This is a genomic window from Mesorhizobium sp. M1403 (assembly GCF_040317695.1).
Taxonomy (GTDB): domain Bacteria; phylum Pseudomonadota; class Alphaproteobacteria; order Rhizobiales; family Rhizobiaceae; genus Mesorhizobium.
The window spans coordinates 47,252-64,704 of the sequence record NZ_JAMYKY010000030.1 but is presented as its reverse complement, the minus strand read 5'-3'; the positions used below and the strand labels follow the sequence as shown (position 1 = coordinate 64,704).

Here is a 17,453-nt window from a genome sequence, read left to right as displayed (position 1 = left end):
GTCCAGAAGTTCCTTCTCAATAGCCATGCGATGATTCTCTCCTTTCCATCATCATGGCCTCGCGCACAGAATTCCCGACAGTCCCGAATGCGGTTGAACACACCCAGCCGACTCCAGCGGATGAAGCGGTGATAGATGGTCTTGTGCGGACCGTAGTCGGATGGGACATCGCGCCAGCGAAGGCCATTGCGGATCACGAATAGGATACCGCTCAGCACCCGGCGGTCATCTACACGCGGAATACCATGCGACAAAGGAAAATAAGGCTCGATCCGGCGCATCTGCTCCAGCGTCAACATCAGCAAATCACTCAAGGCGGCACCTCCTGCCACCTTGAATCACTCAACAGACATCAACTCAACAAATTAATGGGTCCTGACCCTAGTCTAAGCCGCAATCCTCGGGCTTCCCGAGGCCACTGCAACCATATGCGCCTCGATGAACATGCGCTGGCCTTCGACCGTTGACACACGAAATACGGTCGAGACCTCGATCTCGGCGTTGTCGGTGCCAGCCTCCCTCGCCATCTGGGCGACGGTGGCACGGACTTCGGCGTCGGCGGCCGCGATCGCGGTCGCCTCATCGAGGAAATCGCGGACCTTCCCGCCAGAGGCAAGCCGGAACAGCCCTTCCTTGGGTTGGCTGACCTGTCCTTCGGCCGACACCCGGACCTGGCCGACGACGGCGCGGAGGGCGTTGGCGACATCGGTATCCTCCGGCACGACACAGCTGTTGCCGATCAGGAGCGGCAGGCCGGCATAGTGCAGCGGCGCGGAGGCGCCGAGGCCGATGACCGGACGGTCGAGCGCCACGCTCAAGCGTGCGATGCCGGGATGGGCATCGACGGCGCGCTGAACCAGCGCATGCGCCACCGTCGCCGCGCCGTCGAGCCCGTCCTCAGCAAAGGCGGTTCCGAGGATATATTCGGCGGACCAGCGCGTCAGCGTCAGCAGAACACGCTCGGAGATCGCTTCCGGCGAAGGGGCTATGGGCTGGCCACGGCCGTCACGCTTGCGGGCGAACAGCTCGGCGCCAAGCCTGGCAGCATTTCGATCCCAGTTCGCCTGCTTGCCCAGCACATGGGCGGCGTCTGATGGGGTAAAGCCGGCGACATGCACCAGCCCGCGCGACACCAGCCGGTCGAGCGTCGCGCTCTGGGCGTTCGAGGTGAGCAGTTTGTCGAGAGCAACGGCGACGGCGCTGATTGACTCGTAGAGTCGTGCTTCGGGGGTGGTAAGGCCGGCGGCGAGCCGGTCAGGAATGCCGGTGCGCACCGCGAAACGGCCATCCATCCGGCCGGGATTGGGCGCGCGCAGCTGGCGCTCGAGCTCTGCTGTGACGGCTTCACCATGGGCCATGCCGGCCAGCGCCAGCGGAACCAGACGGCGCGGCCCGAGCAGGATTTTCGGGTTCAGTGCGCCATCCTCCAGCGCGACTTCGGAATCGCCGCCAAGGCCGTAGGTGTGCATGGCGACGGCCTCGACCATGGTGCGGAAGCCGCCCACGGTGGCGCCTTCCAGGTCGAGACGAGGCCGGCCATTGTCGAGTACGGCGACATCGGTGGTGGTGCCGCCGATGTCGGAGACCACGGCGTCATCGAGCCCGGTCATGTGGCGGGCGCCGACCAGGCTGGCGGCGGGACCGGAGAGGATAGTCTCGATCGGCCGCTGGCGGGCGAACGCGGCCGAGACCAGCGCGCCGTCGCCACGCACCACCATCAAAGGGGCTGTAATGTGGCGCCGGTTCAGAAAGCCTTCGGTCGCTGCCAACAGCCGGTCGATCATCGAGATCAGCCTGGCGTTGAGCAGCGTCGTCAGCGCCCGCCGTGGGCCGCCTAGCTTGGTCGACAACTCGTGGCTGGCAGTGACCGGCAGACCGCTACGGTCGCGGATCAATTTGAGGGCGGCGACCTCATGTGCGGGATTGCGGGTGGCGAAATAGGCGCAGACGGCAAAGCCGGACACGGAGGCGCCGAGTTCCGGCAACATCGCCTCGAGAGGGGATAGGTCCAGGCCAACGGTATTGCCGTGGACATCGTGACCGCCGCGACAGAACACTACCGGGTCGGTGCCAAGAGCTGCCTTCAGCCCATCACGGGCGAGGTCGGCCTCGGAGAAACCGATCATGACCAGCGCGACGCGGCCGCCCTGGCCTTCGACCAGCGCGTTGGTGGCGAGCGTGGTCGACATCGAGACCAGCTTGATCGCTGCAGTGTCGGCGTCCCCCTTCCGCAATACCGCGTCGACCGCGCCTGAAATGCCGACGGCTAGATCATGCCTCGTGGTCAGCGCCTTGGCCTTGGCCACCACCTTGCCCTCGTTGGGCCCATGCTGTGGACCTTCAGTCTCGGACCACAGCACAGCATCGGTGTAGGTGCCGCCGGTATCGATCCCGAGGAACAGTGGCCTTTTCTTGGGTTTGGCTCTCATTTCCAACGACTAGGCGCAGCGCCAGGATCCAGGCGATAATGCGGTTTGGAGGAGGGCCTTGATCCTTCCCCCGCCGAGCGACAGAAGCTGCCGCACCCCGTTCCAACTCGGCGATTCATCGCTACTGCGTCAGCTTTGACAGCTTGGCACGATATTCCTCGTCCAAGATGGCCGGCAGGGAAATCTTCTTGGTCCGGGCACCGTCCACGGCGATCATTTCGCCACTAACGAAACTGGATTCGTCGCTCGCCAGCCAAAGGACCGCGTTCGCTATATCCTTCGGAGAGCCTATCCTACCTACCGGATGAAGTTGTCCCAGCTCCCGCTCGATCAAGCCTCGATCCGGGTGCATTTCGACGTACGACCGATTCAGATCCGTATCGATCCAGCCAGGGCACACGGTATTGCAACGTATCCCATCTGGTCCTAAGTCGACTGCCAGCCCTAGCGTGAGGCCGTGTACGCCCGCCTTGGCAGCGGCATACGCCGTGTGCCAGGGATTGACCATAAAGCCCTCGACCGAGCCAATGTTGACGATTGCCCCCGCACCTGTTCGTCTCATTTCCGGGGCGACATACTTGGTCATAAGAAACGGACCCCGAAGGTTGACCGCCATGAGTCGGTCCCAATCATCGATTGTCTGCTCATCGATCGATTTATGAATCACGATGCCAGCATTGTTGACCAGGATATCGATCCTGCCGAACCTCTGCAGGACCTCGTCGACGAATGCTCTAACCGAAACTTCCTTGGTGACGTCAAGCGGCAGAAACACCAGACCCTCAATACTGCCGCCAGCGATGCCAGGCTCGCCAACCAGGTCGCCGACGACAACCGTCGCCTTTTCCTCAGCTAGCCTTTCGGCAATCGCCCTTCCTATTCCTCGGTTGCCGCCCGAAACGACGGCAACCTTACCTGACAACCGGTCACCCATGGATCCCCCTATCCTGCCGTGAAGCCACCATCTATCGGCACCGCAACGCCGGTTATGTGCCTCGCTTCCTTGCTAGCAAGGAACACTGTCAGGCTCGCTATTTCCTCCGGAGTGGCCACACGACCCTGGGGAATCGAATCAATATTCCGCTGCAGGATCTCATCCGCCGTAACCGGCTCGTTGTGGGCCGAAACGAGCATGGGGGTATCGACGGCGCCAGGGCAGACGGCATTGATGCTGATTTGCTCTCTAGCGTGGTCCAGGGCCATCGCTCGAGTCAGCAGAACAACCGCTCCCTTCGACGCGCAATAGGCAGCTAGATTGGAACAGCCGACCAAACCGACGTTGGAGGCTATGTTAACGATGCTTCCGCCGCCGGTTTGCCTCATGGCCTTCACTGCGGCGCGGCTAAAGTAAAACACGCCGCTGACATTTGCGTCGAACGTCTGGCGCCAATCTTCATCCGAGGTTTCAACCGCGGTTCCACGTCGGATGATTCCGGCGCTGTTGACCAAGACGTCCAGCCTTCCGAAGCGCTCCAAGGTGTAAGCGATTACCTGGTCGGCGAAGCCGGACACAGCCACATCACCGAGCACCAACTGGGCCGAGCAACCCAGTTTCTGCACAGATTCCAAAGCTCTTTGGCCACGCTCTTGGTCGCGGCCGACTAACACGAGTGTTGCCCCTGCCGCGGCGAATGCCCGTGCCACAGCGCCCCCTATTCCGGACGTTGCGCCGGTAACGATAACGACCTTTTTGGTGTCCGTCATAGGAGTGATGTCCAGTGTGGTGAGAGGCCTAACGAGTGACTTCGAGGGCCTGCCTAAAGCACTGTCTTCGCTTACTGCCAGTTCCTACCCTCCCGCAAGCGATCAAAAAGTCATGTGGCGGACAATCTGAAGTCATGGTGCAGGCCGGATCCAGTCAATTCCTTCTATTGCCACGCAGACTCCAATAATTGGAGACCGATCTCGGAATGCCCATGACTCCTGGTTATCCGTGCCCCCATTAATACTCATTTGAAGTGGGTTCAGCCGGCTCCTATAGGTCATTGTCATAGATTTCAGCGTGGCCGGTCAGCAGCATCGCTGGCACGCGCAAAGGGGGGCCAAGATGGATTCTAAGTTGATTACGCCAAGTCCTGATGGCCTCATACTACGTGACGACTGGAGCGACCTGCGCAAGTTTCGGCCGATGCCGGATATCGACTTCAAAAGACTCGATGGATACCGGAAGGGGCGTCTCAGGTCGGCGATGCGTGAAGCCGGCGTCGCTCTGTGTGTTCTCGTGAGCCCGATCACCATTCGGTATGCCGTTGACTACAATACCTTTCCGCTGTTTCAGTCTCATATTCCCGTCACATATCTGTTTTTGCCCCTCGATGGACCGATCACCCTTCATCAGGCATTTACCTTCGGGTCCTCCGCAGACAGCGTGAGAGCGGGAAGGCCGATTTCGTTTTTTGAGGGCGGCAATGAGCTGCCGGAGGCCGCGAAACTTTTTGCCGACGACATTGTCGAGTTCCTCAGCGAGATTGGCACCACCAATCGCAAAGTGGCGGTGGAATATGTCAACCCCAGCATTACCCAGGCGCTGATGGAGCGCGGATTAGAGGTTGTTGACGCCGTCAACATCGTGGAAGGGGCGCGGGTTATCAAATCGGAGGACGAGATCGCTTGCATTCGCTGGGCATGCGCCGTAGCCGAGCACGGCATCGCCCACATGCAGGCGAGTATGGGCCCAGGTGTGACTGAATTGCAGCTTTGGGGGCTGCTCAACTATACCAACCTCGCCAACCAGGGCGGTTGGCATGAGGGGCGGATGCTCGCTTCGGGTCCGCGCATCAATCCTTGGCTGCAGGAGGCCACGCAACGCGTTATCGAACCGGGGGACCTGGTTGGGTTCGATACTGATATGGTGGGGCCATTTGGCTATTTCTGCGATGTTTCAAGAACATTCTACTACGGGAAGGAGCCGCCCAGCGCGCGTCAGCGACAGCTGTACCAACTGGCGTATGACGAATTGCAAACAAACATGAAACTTATACGTCCAGGCCTTAGTATGAAGGATTTGCAGGCGTCAGCTTGGCCAGTCCCCGAAGAATTCCGGGAGCAAGCTTACCCCGCCGTGATTCATGGAGTTGGCATGTGCGATGAATATCCACAGGTAAAGCCATGGTTCCGTGGTCGCGTGGCCTATGACGCGATCCTTGAAGCAGGAATGGTCATATGTGTCGAGAGCTACATTGGCGCAGTCGGCGAAAGAGATGGGGTAAAGTTGGAGGAACAGCTGCTTGTAACCTCCGACGGCTATGAGTTGCTTTCAAACTACCCGTTTGAAGAGCGCTTGTTGGGTTAGCACACACTTACGCTGCCCTGGAACCAAGAGACATGAATTAACAAGGCTAGGCAAGGCTTTCCTATGATCTACGAGCTGAGGCATTACATACCGACTGAGGGCATGAAGGACAGGATGCGAGAACGGTTTGCTCGCGATAGCTTGCCCCTTTTCAACAAAACAGGGATTAAACTCATCAACTTCTGGGAAACTCCGGAGAGTGGCGAGATCTGGTACGTCGTTGAGTGGCCTGACGAGAAAGCGGCCAGTGTTGGCTGGCAAGAGTTTGTGCAACTCCGGAATGGAAAGAGATCGCGGCCCGCACGGAGCAAGACGGTCCGCTCTCAACAAGCCACGGGATTGTGTTGAAGCGGCCAGATTTCGTCAAGTCTGAGTGGCTGACGCGATCCAACTGATAGAAGGCTGATAATAGCAGGCCTTCTTCCGGCACCTCCAGACCCTTCGGGACCCGGGCCTTGTTACCGGTTGTAGCTGGTGGCCTACGACAGGCTAGTTTCGCCTTCGAGACCGCCTGCGGCATGTTGGAGGAACTCGAATGGGAAGTCACAAGCTCAAAAACTGCAGTATATTAATTGCAACGGATGACTTTGCGCTTGCTTTCGACCTACAGGACGCTTTTGTCGAAGCAGGCGCAAACGTCATTTACCCGGTCGACACGATCGAAGATACGCTCGACATGATCATGTCCTCCGTATCGATTGATGGCGCTGTCCTTGGCGTGAACTTACAAGGCGAGGCAACCTTTGCCGCGGCCGAACATCTGGTGCGACGCCAGATACCATTCGTATTTCTGGTTGGCCGCAATACTTCGGATTTACCCGACCATTTCGGACATATTAATCGATGTGAAGAGCCGATTGTGCCGGCCGACCTGAGCAATATGATGGAGTCGCTGATACTATCTTAAGTGTCCGTTTCTGTCGCACTTAGGTCGTAAGAGTTCGTCATACACGCGGCACTATTGAGACACTAGAGACCCGGTACTTCGGAAGGCGTTCGGCGTCACTCCTCGGTGATGCCTGAACAGGCGGACGAGGTGAGAGTCATCTGAGAACCCCGTTTCCAGTGCGATATCGGCCAGGCTTTTGTGGGTCGTAAGAAGAAGGAGTTCAGCGTGATCTAGTCGTATTTGGCGAAGCGCTTGACTCGGTGTGATCCCCAGATCGTCAGTAAATTTGCGTTCCAGCTGCCGGCGGCTGAGACCTACATATTTGGATACAAGGTCGACCGTGAGCGCCGCATCGATATTCTGGTGCATGAACAACATCGCCTTGCGAAGAGTTGGAACTTTTGTCTCAATTTTCAGCGGAAAGCCCGGCTGCGCCTCCTCTGGCCCCGCCAGGTCTGCTATGTTCAGCATGCGTAAGCTTTTTCGCGCTGATGTTTCGCCGACATGGCGCTGTACGATCCAAGCGGCAAGATACGCTGAGCTGTTGCCCCCAGGACATGTCAGGCGATCGCGATCCACCACGAACATCTGGTCGGAGACGGGTGCCGGGCCTCCGCAATATTCAATAAAATGATGATGATGGAACCAGCTGACGCAACACTTGTATCCGTCCAGCAGGTTGAGCTTATAAAGTAGGAAAGACCCCGTACAAATGCCAATCATTGGTACCCCAAGCTGGGCTGCTTCACGCAGAAACTTCCGGTAGACGGGACTTACGTCCGAAGAATGGTCGATGAGTCCTCCGACTACCGCGATGTAATCGAACCGGCTTGGATCACCCAGTCGTTGGTCCGGCTGGATGTTGAGGCCGCAGCTCGAGCGAACCGGGTTCATCGTGTCGGACAGTATTCTCCAATCACAGTTTTTCCGTTCGCTGCGGTCGCCTTCGTCACTCGAAAGCCTTAGCACATCGACGAAATTTGCCAGGGCACTAAGTGTGAAATGGGACGTGACAATGATGCCGACCGATAGCTTAACCCTGGGCACCTTGCGTGGTTCAGCTCCCATCATCGCTCTCCAAATCTAGAAGCTCGTTGCGACTGCCACCTGAGAGAACCGTCGGCATTCCATAAGGTTGGTGTTCGATGTGGCACTTCAAGCCTTCCAGGGCGGCATCTGGACCATTCTTCTGTGGCTTTACCGGTCAGCTCGCCATCAAATTAGCTCCGCCCATGAAATGGCCTGCTTAGGCCATTTGGATAGCCAACGACCTCTGACCGCTACCCCGGTCCTTGACCGAACCACAATCGCCTAAGATAGAGGAACGCCGGGCTGCCAGACCGCACAAGAACGACAGGTTCACCGAATCGTCGTCGCTTCCAGGCGCGACGCCACCGACTTGTTGTCTACGATTGAGAGAATTGTAACCTGCAGTGACAAAAATTGGTGCTTGGAAATGACCCCTGAGACGAAAACCGTCGTTGTGACTGGTGCTGCCGGCGGAATGGGCCAAGCCATCTGCAGGCGCTTCGTGGCCAACGGATATTTTGTGATCGCCGGTGACGCCAACGCGGACCGATTGATGGAGACAACCGATGAACTCAACCGGACCGGGCGAAATGCGTTGGCCAAAGCAGGAGACCTCAGAAGCAAGGCATATTGCGAGGATCTGATTGATACCGCTGTCAGCCTCACCCGCCGGCTGGACACCCTAGTCAACAACGCCGGGATAATCACAAGGGGTACAGTCCTCGAATCCAGTGATGAGGATTGGGAAAGAACGTTTGATATCAATTTGAAGGCAGTTTTCTACACTTGCCGACGAGCGATAGCCTTCATCAAGGAGAATGGTGGTGGGTCGATCGTGAACATCTCCTCGACCTGGGGCATCAATCCAGGGCCTAGCCACGCAGCTTACTGCGCGAGTAAAGCCGCCGTAGCCACATTTTCAAAGTGCCTCGGTCGCGACCATGCCGCGACGGGAATAAGGGTCAACGCCGTGTGCCCCGGAGAGATCGATACACCTATGCTTCGCTTGGGGTTTATCCATCGCGGGTTCGACCCTGACACGGCAGTAGCCGAGCTAAGCAAGTCAAATCCTCTCGGCCGACTTGGCGCACCGGAGGATATTGCCGATGCGGTATATTTTTTGAGCTCGGACGCAGCCCACTTTATCGCAGGGACCACACTCGAAGTCGCTGGCGCGAAAGCCGTCTATTAGGGGTATTGTGGTTGATCAACTTGCACTCCAGCATCCGGTAATCACGGGCGACCGGGCAGGGGAGGAGGACCGCAGCATGTTGCGCGGGTCAGGTGCGATTGGTTCTGCAGTCGTATTCAGAGGTCAGGGCCGCAAACAGCGCTTTCCAACGCTCTCGTTTCTCCTCCATCCAAACATAACTGGGTCATGATGAAACCCCGGCATCGCTTTGTACTGTTAGACCTCGGACTCGTAGTGATGTGGAGTTCCGGCTACATCGGAGCAAAGCTGGCTGCGGAGACCGAGTCGGTCTATCTGGTCCTCTTCTGGCGCTTTCTGTTGGTTTCGCTGCTGCTGATGGCGGCATCCATCCGCCACATCCGCGCGGGAGGGGCGCGCTCCCTTTGGGTCAACGGGCTGCTGGGTTTTTGCGGCATGTTTCTGCCAATCGGCTGTGCAATTGTCGCAGTCGATATGGGTATGGCTGCAGGTACTGTGTCGATCATCTACGCCCTCCAACCGCTCCTGACTGCTGTGGTAGCAGGTCCTTTTCTCGGGGAACGTGTCACCACCCGTGAATGGACCGGCCTTGCTGTCGCATTCGTCGGTGTGGCGATCGCCGGCGGCTATGGCGGGCTTTCCGCACCCGGGATTGCTTACTTATTGACCATGTTGGGCACTGTTGGGATGGTGGCCGCGACAGTGATCGGAAAGGCCTCGATGGATGAAACTCCAATCCTTCCCGCAATAGGCATTCAAAGCAGTTTTAGCGCGGCCTTGTTCCTGCCTTTTGCTCTCGCCGACGTCGGCCTACGCCCACCCCGACATTCTGGTTGACAGTCGCTTGGTTCATCATGTTCTCGACGTTCGGCGCGTACGGTTTCTATTGGTTGTGCCTTCGGCGATCATCTGCTGTCCACGTCGGCACGGTGCTTTATCTCACCCCGGTGGTCGCTCTAGCGGCAGCCTGGGCCTTCTTCGGCGAACCGATTACCGCGTCTAAGCTTACTGGTTTGGCGATCTGTCTCACAGGTGCGGCTATTTCATTGAGCCAGCCTCTTGCAGCACCTATCATCGCCGATAACGTGATCAGACCAGCAAAGGATTTATGATGTTCGACCACCTGAATCACCTTTTGCTCGAAATACCCAAAGGTATTCGGACAGCTGAGTGAGAGACATGGTATCTTTCTCATGGGAACGCAGATAGCGACGAAACAGCGATAGCGTCCTGAAGGTTCTGCAAAAAGTTTTGGAGAGAGAACGGCGCTTGCTCTGAAGGGCGAGCGGCCATGGCACGGTGGTGACGTTGCAATCACCGATTCCCGTGGAAGGGGAAGTGCCATGACCAATCGAGAAGTTAAACTGAGCAGGGGCGAGTTGAAAGCGTTGCTGCTGTCGGATGAGGACGGCTTTCGCCAGGTATTGCAGACTGTCGTGCAGGAGGCTCTGGAAGCCGAGATGACGGAGGCGATCGGGGCCGAGAAAGGCGAGCGGACGGCGGAGCGGGTGAGTTACCGGTCCGGGTATTACGAGCGCAAGCTGGTGACGCGGGTTGGGGTGCTGGAACTTCGCGTTCCGCAGGATCGGACGGGCCGGTTCTCAACGGAGTTGTTTGAGCGCTATCAGCGTTCGGAGAAGGCCTTGGTGTCGGCGCTGGTCGAGATGTACGTACAAGGCGTTTCGACCCGCAAGGTGAAGGCGGTGACGGAGGAATTGTGCGGCCACTCTTTCTCGGCCTCGACGGTGAGCGAGGCGACGATGCGGCTGGATGAGGCGCTCAAGGCGTTCTTCACGCAGCGGCTCGAGGAAAGCTATCCGTATCTCATCTTGGACGCGCGCTATGAACGGGCTCGCGAGGCGGGCGTGATCGCCAGCCAGGCGGTGCTGGTGGCGATCGGCGTGGATTGGGAGGGCCGGCGCCAGGTCCTGGGCGTGGAGCTGGCCAACCGGGAGAGCCATTCGAGCTGGCGCGAGTTCGTGACGGGGCTCAAGAATCGCGGGCTCGCCGGCGTCGAGTTCGTCGTCTCCGACGACCATCCGGGGCTCAGGGCGGCAATCCGCGAAGTGCTGCCCGAAGCGGTCTGGCAGCGCTGCTACGTGCACTTCCTCAGAAACGCGCTCGACTACGTGCCGCGCAAGGTCGACGACGATTGCCTGATGGAGCTCAGATGGTTCTACGACCGGCGCGACCTTGCCGAGGTCAAACGCGACCTGGCGCAGTGGATCGCCAAATGGCAGGCCAAATACCCGAAGCTGGTCAACTGGGTGGAAGACAACATCGAGGAGACGCTGAGCTTCTATCGGCTGCCGCTTGCCCACCACAAGCACATGAAGTCGACGAACATGCTGGAGCGGCTGAACCAGGAGATCAAGCGGCGCACCCTGGTCGTTCGCATCTTCCCCAACCCGCGGAGCTGCCTGCGGCTGGTTCGGGCATTGGCGGTCGAGATCCACGAGAACTGGCTCGAGGCGACCCGCTATCTCAACATGGATCATCTGCGCGAGCACAAGAAGGAGAGCCTGAGAGCATTGGCCGCCTGAGCACCGCCGTGTGTCCGCCGCTCCGCTAAACACGGGGGCTGCGCGGCGGACACGCCGACGTCACAGCTACTGCCACGCCATTTTTGCAGAACTTGACGCACACAACTGAAACAGCCTTTGCTGGCCGCCTAATTACTGTAGATAGCCCAGCGTATAGCGATGGCAGTCATGCAAAAAAGTGATCTGCCGCATGACTTTCCATGGGTTTGGTCGAGGGCGGTCAAGTCCTCAATGTCAGGCGAAATGTGAACGAGGGGCGGGCTTGTGCGGTTATGGACGGCCTCATTGACGTGCTTGGTCCCTCCGTATTCCGCCGGTGGATCAAGGACCGTCGACCACGGCACGGAGTTCAAGACCGCCACTACCCTTCAGGTCGGTCCATCTGCGTGGTTTCGAGGTGCGGTGCACCCGACGGTGACCAGTCATCGAACCATATAACCCCGCCTCCGATCTGAACGTGTATAGATTCCGACGCAGGACAATCGATCTTGGCGAAAAGCATCAAGTACAAGAAATCGTACACCGGGCACAGCCGTCTCATCTGACGTCTCATAATTCTACAAATTGGTCCATAAGATTTCGGCATCTATTCACACGACCCATTTAGAGTGCGAGTCCGACCCTACGGCCCTCAAATATTGCGTATGGCGCTTGCCGTGGCGCCACGCCGTCGCCGATTCCATGGAAGGGTATCTCAATTGCTAGTAGCGCTTGCGCCAATGCGTCGGCAGCGACGTTGGTCGTAGCCGTTACGAGCGTGTCGGCACCAATCCGGATGCGGCTGCTATCCAGGTGAGACATCACAGTTGCGCCGTCACCGTGCCATTCGACAATGCTACTCTCCAGGACAAAGCGGACGCCAAGTCCGGCCAAGACCTTACGTAAAGGCGCATCCGCAGCCATACGCTGCAATTCGCGGCCAACCATTGGATCGGGAGTTATGAGCGTAACGTCATGGCCGTCTTCAGCCAGCTTCCAGGCCGTACCGCAACCTCGCCAGCCGCCGCTTTCGTCGAGCAACAGAACCCGCTTACCCGACCGCATTTGCCGGGCCATGACCGCTTCAACAGACGACGTGTTGCCTCGCTCCCAGCCAGGCATGATGTTCCACTGTGGTAGGGCCTTTTGAAAGCCCGTCTCTGGTGGGAGCGAACCCGTGGCGATAATCACATGGTCGGCAGCCTCTGCGACCACGTCTTCGGCCTCCACATAGGTGTTTAGGCGGACATCGACACTCAGCTTCGTCAGCTGGCGGTCGTACCAATCGATGAGGTCGATGATCTGTGCTCTTCGCGGTTGCAGTCCAGCGAGGCGGAAATGACCCCCAAGGACATTTGAAGCCTCGGCGAGTGTAACAGCGTGCCCGCGTTCCGCCGCCACCCGCGCGGCCTCTAGGCCGGCGGGGCCGCCGCCCACCACAAGGACACGCCCGGGCGCAGTGGCTTTGTCGAACCGATCACCACCCCATTCAAATTCTCGCCCAGCGGAGGGGTTAACAAGGCAGCTGATCCAGTAGTCTCGCGAGCGCCGACCCCAGCACATTTGATTGCAGGAAAGGCACCCCCGCACATCTTCGGGCCTGCCTTCCGCAGTTTTGTTCACGAGGTGAGGGTCAGCTATCTGGCCCCGCACGATGGACACGAGATCTGCGGCCCCTGACGTGATCACCGACTCAGCATTTTCTGGCGTGCGGATATGACTTTCCGCGATAACCAGCGCGTGCTTTACCCGCTCCTTGATGCTTCCCGCGAGATCGATGCCAAGCTTCTCTGGGTACAGAAAGGTTGGCATGACCTTGTAGAAGTCGAAATAGCTACCGGTGCCGCAGGTCACGTAGTCGACCAGCCCGGCCTCATCATGCAGAGCGATGATGTCGACCATATCCTGCCGAGCCAAAACGACGCTGGAATCCTGCTCGTCAGAAATCGAGAGTCCGACTATGAAATCCGGCCCACAAACATCCCGGATGCGTCGAAGGATCGTTCGTGACAGTCGCGTTCTATTTTCGAGGGAACCACCCCAGTGGTCTTCGCGACGATTTGACCATGGTGTCCAGAACTGATCGAGCAGGCTGTGATAGGCAGCCCAGACTTCTACCCCGTCAAAGCCGGCTTCGTGGCACCGACGTGCGGCGTTCGTGAAGCCGTTAATGGTCTCCTCGATCTCCGCATCCGACATGGCATGCGAACCGTCGCTGTCGTGATAGCTCGGAAATCCGGACGGTGACCAATGTGGGTGATACGAAAGATCGGAGTCGCCGTGGCTTCCCACGTGATAGATTTGCTGGATCGCCAGCGCCCCATGACGCTTGATCGCCTCGGTCACGCGTGCAAACGCCGGAATTACAGAATCGTCGTTCGGCCGGAAATTGCCTCTGGTCAGCACCGTTGCCGCATGTACGGGCATTGGTTCGACAACAATCATTGCTGCGCCGCCCCGCGCCCGCTCCTCATAATAGCCTATATGGCGCACGCCGGGCAGACCGACCTCGGCCATATTGGCTGTGTGGGCGCCGAAGACGACGCGATTACGCAGGGACCTGTTGCGCAAGGCTATCGGGGAGAGAAATCTCAGGGAAGCTGCCATTACGCCCACTTTGCTGTTGGCAGGAAGGGGGACGCTAGCGAGCGGGGGATGGCAAAACAACCGGACAAAAAGTTATGTGGCGCACGACTAAATGTTATGCGACGGATTGCCTGCTGAACAACGGTTCTTCAGAAATGCGCTGGCACGTCATGGCCGGCCCGACCGCGTCGCTGGCGGCCAACGCCGCCAGAACCATTCCGAAGTTCCTTGCGCCAAACGACTACGGGTCCACCTGTCGGTTGCCGGGCTTGGGGATCAATCAGACGTTGTTCGGGTCCTCGCTCAAGCAAAAACATAAGAGGTGTACCCGAAAATCGGAAACCACGCCGGATCATTTGGCCGCGGCTGCATCCTTCACCCATCCGTCAAATTGGGCCTGATTTTTCGAAACCCATTCCCGTGCCTGGCTCACGATCTGGTCGGGCTGATCCTCTCCTTCATGTTGGCGCAGGATCATTGAGTTGATATCGTCAAGGGGAATCCTGATCGATTTGAAAAGACGCTTTACCGCAGGATTGGATGCGAGAAACTTCTTATTTGCAAGGAAGACGATGTCGTTGGCCTTGAAGCCGGGATTTAAACCATCAGGGAGGGCGGTATCGCCGCCGTCAGTGGAAGCTGAGAACGGAACGTTCAACTGAACTACGTCCCTGCCAGGCCTAAGTACTGCACCCACCCACTGCGGCGACCACGTGTAGAAGAAGATTGGCTGGCCGGCCTCGTGACGGGTAATCATATCTGCGACCAGAGCAAAATAGCTGCCTTGTTCATGGTTGACAGTGTCACGAAGTTTATAGGCGTCGAGTTGATGCTCGATCTCCCGTTCGCAGCCCCAACCCGGATTGCAGCCAGTGAGGTCAGCCTTTCCATCACCGTCGCTGTCGAAGAGCTTGGCAATCTCGGGCGACTGGAATTGCTTGAGATTGTTGATCTTGTATTTTTCGGCGGTAATCTTGTCGATGAAATAACCTTGGCCGGCTCCTTCGACTATTTTGCCGACCCGTTCCATAACGGCATCGCCGCCGGCCTGATCATAAAAACTGTTATGAACGGGAACCCAGTGATTTGCAGTATAATCCGCTTGGCCTTGCGCGATTGCCAGATGCAGCGCCGGATAGTCAGCTTCAAGGACAGGCTTCACCTTGTACCCAAGCTGCTCCAAAGCAAGTTGGACCACGTCATGCTGGAAAGCGACACCGCTTATACCAGCGGGTACAATCGGCTGGACAGACTTGCCCTCACCAGGCATTTGCGACCGCGCCGCACTTGCTGCTAGGACGACCGCGATCGTTAGGATACGCGCCGCGCTATTCATATGGCTCATGCTGGTCCCCTTTTTGTTAAGTTTTTATGTGTCGTAGACGATCATGGGGTCTGCGCATTTGCGCGCAAACGCAGAGAAAACTGTCCGTCATGTTAAGCTGAGATTACTCATGGGGAATACTAACAGTCATTCCGAGCGGTTTTGCGCCAAGGAGTGCCCGGAACCCTCGCCTGACAAGACCAACCGGTCCAACCTCCGCCCAGTGGCCTTGCGCCCTGTCCCTGTGCGAGGCTCCCAAGCCTTGCGATATCCGGTCGACGACCATTGCCGTGAGCACAATGCCGAGACCACCAGTGGTGGCGAGCGCCATGTCCAATCGGCCGATTCCACGCAGAACCATTTGGCCTAGACCGGTAACGGATATCATCGAGGCGATGACGCTCATCGACAACGACAGCATAACCGTTTGATTGACCCCAGTCATAATCGTAGGCCGAGCAAGCGGGAGCTGCACCTTGAGGAGCGTTTGCAATGCACTGCCACCAAAAGCCGTCGATGCCTCCACGAGATCCGCGCGAACCTGCCGTATGCCAAGGCTAGTCAGCCTTATCACGGGTGCCAAAGCGTAGATAATCGTGACGATGACGCCTGAAACGTTGCCTATTCCGAATAACATGACGATCGGAACGAGATAGACGAACGAAGGTATCGTTTGCATGAAGTCGAGGATTGGACGCAGAACTTTTTCGACGGTGGTGTTTTGCGCCGATAGAATGCCGAGAGGAATGCCGGCGGCGCAGCAAAAGACGACCGAGGTCAGTACGATTGCAAGCGTTGTCATAGCTCCTGGCCACGCACCGATCAGCCCTATAGCAAAAAGGCAACCGGCAACGAATACGGCGGTTCGTATTTCGGCCACTTGCCAGGTGAGGAGAAACAGAGCGGCGATGAAAACCAACGGTGGCGAGGCGTGCAGTCCGCTCTCTGTGTACGAAAGCATTAAGTTGATTGGCTGTTTGACCTCCTGGAAGAAGCCGCGATAATTGACGACGATCCACTTGATCGCTATAGCTGCCCAATCGCCGACCGGCACCACCGCGTTCTGGAACGGATCCCAAAGATCGATTAACCCCATCGTATTCTCCAATCTCGTGCTTCTTGGCCAGCAGTCAGACTGCGGCAGCGGCTCTGCTCATCGCACGGAGCAGAGTGTATGGATCGATTAAGCCAACTACAGTATCACCATTGGCAACACAGATCGGCTCGCGCACTTTCGCGATCTTTTCCAGAATCTCCTGCAGATTTGCGTCGTGGGGGACCGAATGCTGCGGCCGCTTTTGGGCGGTCGCCTCCGCAAGCGGCACCATCACCTCGCTTGCCCGCAGGAAGCGTGCCTTCGACATCGGGCGCACAAAATCGGCGACATAGTCATCGACAGGGTTGAGGACGATGTCTTCGGGAGTGCCGACCTGGACTAGTTCGCCGTCCTTCATAATGGCAACCCGGTCGCCGAGACGTATTGCCTCTTCGAGATCGTGCGTCACGAACAATGTCGTTTTGTGCATCCGGTTGGAAAGCTCAAGAAATTGTGTCTGCAGATCCCGACGTATTATCGGATCAAGAGCACTGAACGGCTCGTCCATGAGAAGGATGTCAGGACTTGATGCGAGCGCGCGCGCCAAGCCTACCCGCTGCTGCATGCCGCCCGACAGTTCGTCCGGATAGCGGTTGTCCCAGCCTTCGAGCTTCATCATCGACAACATCTCGGACGCGAGATGCCGTCTTTTTTCTTTCGCAATGCCCCGGATCTCCAACCCATAGGCTGCGTTGTCCAGAAGCGTGCGGTGCGGCCAGAGCGCCATGTGCTGGAATACCATGCCGATACTGGTCGAACGTAGCTGGCTGAGGGCCTTCTTATCCATTGTCGCGGTGTCAACACCATTAACGCGTATGCAGCCCGCGGACGGTTCGATCAATCGGTTGATGTGCCGCAGCAACGTTGACTTCCCGCTGCCGGACAGGCCCATGATGCAAAAGAGTTCGCCGCGCCGGATTTGCAGGGAGACGTCGGCAACCCCGACGATATGGTTGAGCCGGTGGCGGGTTGCGTGCTTGTCAAGCGCTTCGTCCCGGATCGTTTTCAGGGCCAACTTCTCGTCAGGCCCAAATATCTTCCAGACACCCTCACATTCGACATGCCATTCCATAGCCACTCCTTAAGAATGCGGTGAGCAGACTCTCGGTCTCTCC

The 17,453-nt window shown here is 58.0% G+C and carries 15 protein-coding genes; 6 read left to right on the top strand and 9 right to left on the bottom strand.

Features of this window, described 5'->3' with window-relative positions:
* From NKH01_RS30300 to NKH01_RS30285, 4 genes are all read right to left on the bottom strand, one after another.
* Nucleotides 1-314: transposase (locus NKH01_RS30300; RefSeq protein ID WP_353023967.1), on the bottom strand; the 314-nt coding region annotated here is incomplete at its 3' end.
* 72 nt (nt 315-386) lie between these two features.
* Complete coding sequence (locus NKH01_RS30295; RefSeq protein WP_353023965.1) at nt 387-2,429, bottom strand: hydantoinase/oxoprolinase N-terminal domain-containing protein; 2,043 nt, start codon at nt 2,427-2,429, stop codon at nt 387-389.
* A gap of 121 nt (nt 2,430-2,550) precedes the next feature.
* Entirely contained in the window at nt 2,551-3,363 is an 813-nt protein-coding gene (locus NKH01_RS30290) for an SDR family NAD(P)-dependent oxidoreductase (protein WP_353023963.1), read from the bottom strand.
* An 8-nt stretch (nt 3,364-3,371) separates the two neighbouring features.
* Nucleotides 3,372-4,133, bottom strand: coding sequence for an SDR family NAD(P)-dependent oxidoreductase (locus NKH01_RS30285; protein ID WP_353023961.1), 762 nt, complete (start codon nt 4,131-4,133; stop codon nt 3,372-3,374).
* 343 nt (nt 4,134-4,476) lie between these two features.
* Between NKH01_RS30285 and NKH01_RS30280 the strand changes: the two genes are divergently transcribed.
* Both NKH01_RS30280 and NKH01_RS30275 read left to right on the top strand, forming a co-directional pair.
* A complete protein-coding gene (locus NKH01_RS30280; RefSeq protein ID WP_353023959.1) occupies nt 4,477-5,721 on the top strand; it encodes a M24 family metallopeptidase in 1,245 nt (414 codons plus the stop codon).
* A gap of 535 nt (nt 5,722-6,256) precedes the next feature.
* Nucleotides 6,257-6,628: a response regulator gene (locus NKH01_RS30275; protein ID WP_353023957.1), complete on the top strand. Its 372-nt coding sequence runs from the start codon at nt 6,257-6,259 to the stop codon at nt 6,626-6,628.
* A gap of 51 nt (nt 6,629-6,679) precedes the next feature.
* On the opposite strand, the gene NKH01_RS30270 is transcribed toward NKH01_RS30275, so the two are convergent.
* Nucleotides 6,680-7,678, bottom strand: coding sequence for a GlxA family transcriptional regulator (locus NKH01_RS30270; protein WP_353023955.1), 999 nt, complete (start codon nt 7,676-7,678; stop codon nt 6,680-6,682).
* A 388-nt stretch (nt 7,679-8,066) separates the two neighbouring features.
* On the opposite strand from NKH01_RS30270, the gene NKH01_RS30265 reads away from it, so the two are divergent.
* The 4 genes from NKH01_RS30265 (at nt 8,067) to NKH01_RS30250 (ending at nt 11,353) form a co-directional block, all read left to right on the top strand.
* Nucleotides 8,067-8,831 carry an SDR family NAD(P)-dependent oxidoreductase gene (locus NKH01_RS30265; protein WP_353023953.1) on the top strand — a complete coding sequence of 255 codons (765 nt, stop codon included), beginning with the start codon at nt 8,067-8,069 and terminating at the stop codon, nt 8,829-8,831.
* A gap of 186 nt (nt 8,832-9,017) precedes the next feature.
* Complete coding sequence (locus tag NKH01_RS30260) at nt 9,018-9,647, top strand: DMT family transporter (protein WP_353023951.1); 630 nt, start codon at nt 9,018-9,020, stop codon at nt 9,645-9,647.
* A complete protein-coding gene (locus NKH01_RS30255) occupies nt 9,644-9,922 on the top strand; it encodes an EamA family transporter (protein ID WP_353023949.1) in 279 nt (92 codons plus the stop codon). Before NKH01_RS30260 ends, NKH01_RS30255 begins: the two co-directional genes overlap by 4 nt.
* Before the next feature lie 231 nt (nt 9,923-10,153).
* Complete coding sequence (locus NKH01_RS30250; protein ID WP_023718475.1) at nt 10,154-11,353, top strand: IS256 family transposase; 1,200 nt, start codon at nt 10,154-10,156, stop codon at nt 11,351-11,353.
* A 603-nt stretch (nt 11,354-11,956) separates the two neighbouring features.
* Here NKH01_RS30250 and NKH01_RS30245 read toward each other — a convergent pair.
* From NKH01_RS30245 to NKH01_RS30230, 4 genes are all read right to left on the bottom strand, one after another.
* Nucleotides 11,957-13,939, bottom strand: coding sequence for an oxidoreductase (locus NKH01_RS30245; RefSeq protein ID WP_353023947.1), 1,983 nt, complete (start codon nt 13,937-13,939; stop codon nt 11,957-11,959).
* 331 nt (nt 13,940-14,270) lie between these two features.
* Nucleotides 14,271-15,263, bottom strand: coding sequence for a glycine betaine/L-proline ABC transporter substrate-binding protein ProX (proX, locus tag NKH01_RS30240; protein ID WP_353023945.1), 993 nt, complete (start codon nt 15,261-15,263; stop codon nt 14,271-14,273).
* A 103-nt stretch (nt 15,264-15,366) separates the two neighbouring features.
* Nucleotides 15,367-16,338: an ABC transporter permease gene (locus NKH01_RS30235; RefSeq protein WP_353023943.1), complete on the bottom strand. Its 972-nt coding sequence runs from the start codon at nt 16,336-16,338 to the stop codon at nt 15,367-15,369.
* Nucleotides 16,339-16,372: 34 nt separating this feature from the next.
* A complete protein-coding gene (locus NKH01_RS30230; RefSeq protein WP_353023941.1) occupies nt 16,373-17,410 on the bottom strand; it encodes a quaternary amine ABC transporter ATP-binding protein in 1,038 nt (345 codons plus the stop codon).
* Nucleotides 17,411-17,453: the final 43 nt, after the last annotated feature.